This is a genomic window from Luteitalea sp. (assembly GCF_044337415.1).
Lineage (GTDB): Bacteria > Acidobacteriota > Vicinamibacteria > Vicinamibacterales > Vicinamibacteraceae > Luteitalea.
Window position 1 is genome coordinate 1 of record NZ_JBIINP010000295.1, and the last position, 4,132, is coordinate 4,132.

At 66.6% G+C, this 4,132-nt stretch carries 2 protein-coding genes and 1 pseudogene; all 3 read left to right on the plus strand.

Translation table 11 applies throughout. The annotated features are described in order from the left end of the window. Nucleotides 1-126: 126 nt before the first annotated feature. The 3 genes and pseudogenes from ACIRDX_RS21190 to ACIRDX_RS21200 all read left to right on the plus strand — a co-directional run bounded on the left by ACIRDX_RS21190 (nt 127) and on the right by ACIRDX_RS21200 (nt 3,969). The gene (locus tag ACIRDX_RS21190; RefSeq protein WP_396627424.1) at nt 127-1,365 is read left to right on the plus strand and encodes a mandelate racemase/muconate lactonizing enzyme family protein; all 1,239 of its coding nucleotides are present in this window, start codon (nt 127-129) and stop codon (nt 1,363-1,365) included. 35 nt (nt 1,366-1,400) lie between these two features. Continuing rightward, nucleotides 1,401-1,640, plus strand: a pseudogene (locus ACIRDX_RS21195) (CocE/NonD family hydrolase C-terminal non-catalytic domain-containing protein); the annotation flags it as partial. A gap of 64 nt (nt 1,641-1,704) precedes the next feature. Further along, nucleotides 1,705-3,969: a prolyl oligopeptidase family serine peptidase gene (locus ACIRDX_RS21200; protein ID WP_396627425.1), complete on the plus strand. Its 2,265-nt coding sequence runs from the start codon at nt 1,705-1,707 to the stop codon at nt 3,967-3,969. Nucleotides 3,970-4,132: the final 163 nt, after the last annotated feature.

Sequence of the window (4,132 nt, forward strand, 5' to 3'; positions counted from 1 at the left end):
GCCTAACCGCCGCCCGCAGCCGACGGCGCCCGGCGTGATGATGAGCCGCCGCGGCTGAAGCCGAAGACGTTCGACGGACGAAGGCAGGCGAGCGGCCTGATCTTTCCTCTCGAGGGGACATCGCGTATGCGCGAGACAGAGTCGGTCAATCGGCGTGGCTTCGTTGCTGCGAGCGCAGCGCTGTCGTTCGGCGTCGCGAGTTGGGAGCCACGACTTCTCGCTTCCGCACCGCGCGTCCAAGTGACTGGTTTCGAACTGGTACCGGTGCGCGCCTCTGAACGGACGGTGTGGCTCTTCGTGAAGTTGCGCACGAGCGCCGGCCTCACGGGACTAGGCGAGGCATCGGATGCGTTTGGCTACGCCAACACGACCAGGCAGGACGCCGCGCGCATGGAGTCGGAACTCCGGCGATTCTTTGGGCTCATCGATGGGAAGTCGCCGCTCGAGATCAACGGCTATCGGGCCAAGAGTGCACCGCTGATCGCAAATGGAGGGCTCGTCGCGGCGACCGCGTCGAGTGCCATTGAGCAGGCGCTGTGGGATCTGGCTGGCAAAACGCTCGATGTTCCCGTCTATGCACTGTTTGGCGGGAAAGTGCGCGACTCGCTCCCCGTGTATGCGAACGTCAATCGCGCTACCAAGACGCGAACCCCTGCCGGGTTTGCCGCGACGGCAAAGGCCGCGGTCGCGGACGGCTTCCGCGCCGTGAAGGCGGCGCCATTCGACGGATTCCCGCCGCCGGGATCGTCCACCTCAGCGATCGAAGCCGCCGTGGAGAATGGCATCGCCGCCGTGGCGGCCATGCGTGACGCAATCGGAGCCGATGTCGAGTTGATGGTGGACTGTCACAGCTTCTTCGACGTGCCGCTCGCGGTCCGCGTGGCGTCGCGACTCGAACCGTATCGCCTGGCGTGGTATGAAGAGCCCGTTGCACCCGAGCGCACGGACGAGAGCCGCCAGATCCGACGACGCATCCAACAGGCGATGGCCGGCGGGGAGATCCTGTTCGGAACGCACGGCTTCGCCCCACTCTGCCGCGACAAGACCGTCGATGTGATCATGCCCGACGTAAAGCATTGTGGAGGGCTACTCGAGCTCACGCGGATCGCTGCAGTCGCGGAAGCAGAAGGTGTCGACGTCGCCCCGCACAACCCCAGCGGGCCGGTGTCCACTGCGGTGAGCATTCACGCCTGCGCGGTGCTGCCAAACTTCCGCGTTCTGGAGTTGCAGTGGGGTGAGGTGGGCTGGCGCGCCGAAATGGTGTCGCCAGCGGAGCGGTTCGTGCGAGGGACTATTGGCGTGTCCGAACGGCCCGGCTATGGCGTCGAGCTCAACGATGACATCGCCCGTGCGCACCCGATCTGAACTCGCATACGCCGCCGTCGGCCAACGCGTTGCAGATGGCAAGCGAGTTCCGGACTGCTCGCTTCCCGCACTTGCCGCGGCCGATCAACTCCGGCGACGGCCGCTGGGGCGACTGGGTGGTCAGCGATCAACGGCCCGTCGATGGCCGACCCGACGTCATGGTCTACATGACGCCGGTGCTGACCGAAGCCGTCCGCGTCTCGGGGGCGCCCATCGCCGACATCTTCGCCGAGACGACCGGCACCGATGCCGACGTCGTGGTCAAGCTGATCGACGTCCATTCCGAGGAAGTGGCCAGCGACCGTAACGCGCTGGGCCAGCTCGACTATACTTCGCCGCATGCGACCGTCACTGCTCCGGGCCGCGACGCTCCTTGTTGCGTCGTCAATGCTGTGCGCCTCGTCGGCCGTCCTGGCGCAGCCGTCGACCGGACCGAGGCCGATGACGTTCCTCGACGTCCAGCAGATGCGCAACGTGGGGTCGCCGACGCCGAGCCCGGACGGCCGACACGTCCTGTACACCGTGTCGACCATGGACTGGAAGGAGGGGCGACGGCAGACCGACATCCACGTCGTCTCGGTGGCGGATGGCGTGCCTTCGTCGCGGCAACTGACCTACACGACCGCGAAGGACGAGGGCTCGCTCGGCTGGCTGAAGGACAGTCGGTCGTTCCTCTTCCTGTCCAATCGCGAGGCGCCAGAGAACGCATCGGGACGCAACCAGCTCTACCTGATGCGCTTCGACGGCGGCGAAGCGAGGCGACTCACCGACACCAAGGACGGCGTCGCCGACTACGCGGTGAGCGACGACGGGCAGTGGATCGTCTATCGCTCCGGCAAGACCGGCGAGCAGCAGCTCCATCGCCTGGCGGTGAGCGGGCTCGATCGACCGGCCGAGCCGCTCACCAAGCACCCCACCGGCATCGCCGCCTGGCAGTGGGCGCCCGACGCCAACCGCATCTACTACACCGCGCCCGACACGACCGACGCCGACGACAAGGCGAGGCGCGAGAAGCGGTTCACGGTCGATGTCCAGAACGCGGACACGCCGATCGCCAGCCTGTGGACCCTCGATCCCTCGGACGGCGGGACGGAACGCCTGACCAGCGAGGGCAGCTACTCGGTCGGCGGCGTCGAGGTCTCACCCGACGGCAAGTGGATCGCGTTCACCGGGGGCTCCACGAAGCGCTACGAGCGCAACATCACCCAGGCTGGCCTCTACAGCGACCTCTATCTCCTGGAGGTCTCGACGCGCCAGGTCGAACGACTGACGGACAACCATGAAGTCGGCGAAGGAGGTCTCAGCTTCTCGCCCGACAGCCGGCTGCTGGCGTTCTCGGCGCCCGACGACCTGACGCAGTACACGATGACCAACCGGCGCCTGTACCTGCGCGAGGTCGAGGCGCGCGGCAAGCCGTTCCGCAAGCTGGGCACCCGCTTCGACGGCGACGTGTCGGCGGCGTTCTGGTCGCCCGACGGCAAGACCGTCTACTTCAACGAGGGTGTGAAGGCCACCACGCAGCTGTTCGCGCTGGACCTGGCCAGCAACGCTGTCCGCGCGGTGACTGCCGAGCAGGCCTCGCTGACGGTGAGCCGCGACGACGACAGCGGCCTGCTGCTGATCACCTACAGCGACGGGGGCACACCACCGACGCTGTTCACGGCTTCGTCGTTCGAGCGGCTGGCGACGCGCGCGACGTGGACGCAACTCACCGACACCAACCCGCAGGTGCGCACCTTCGCGCTCGGCGCGCAGGAGGAGATCTCCTGGAAGTCGAAGGACGGGACGATGGTCGGCGGCGTGCTCGTCAAGCCCGTCGGTTTCACGGCTGGCGTGCGGTATCCGCTGATCGTGGCCCTCCACGGTGGCCCCGCCTCGGCCGACGTGCTCGGCTTCAACGGCGGCTACAACTCCCAGGTCTATGCCGGCGCCGGCTACGTGGTGCTGCGGCCGAACTATCGCGGGTCCACCAACTACGGCCAGGCGTTCACCAACGGTATCGTCGGCAACTACTTCGCGCCAGGGTACGAAGACATCATGGCCGGCGTCGATCACCTGATTGCGCAAGGGATCGTCGATCCGGGCCGCATGGGTGCGCTCGGCTGGAGCGCCGGGGGCCACTGGTCGAACTGGATCCTGGTGAGCACCGACCGGTTCAAGGCGATCAGTTCCGGCGCCGGCACCTCGAACTGGATCTCGATGTACGCCCAGAGCGACGTGCAGCGCACCCGGCAGTTCTACCTGGGCAACAAGCTCCCCTACGACGACTTCGACGCGTACTGGAAGCAGTCACCGCTGAAGTACATCAAGAACGCCAGGACGCCGACGATGATCCACGTCGTCCAGGGTGACCCCCGCGTGCCGAGCCCGCAGTCGATCGAGCTCCACATGGCGCTCAAGCAGCTCGGGATACCGACGGAGTTGTTCCTCTACCCTGGCAGCAGTCACGGCATCCCGGATCCCCGCAACCAGTTCGTCAAGGCGGTGAGCGAGATGGCCTGGATGGACTACTACGTCCGCGGCATGGGCAAGACGTTCGCCTGGCGCGACGTGCTCTCGACGCTCGACGACGACGGCAAAGTCCGGGTGGGCGGAACCCCGTAAGTCGGAGTCGCTGTCCCGCCTCCGGTCAGTTGCCGGCGGCCTTCTTGTCGAGTTCGTTGATCTGGTTCTCGAGCTTCAGGTTCTTGTCTCCAAGGAGCGTGGTGTCTCCGGTGAAGTACTGCCCGTCGAGGATGGACTGCGTGGTGCACGACGGACCTGCGGG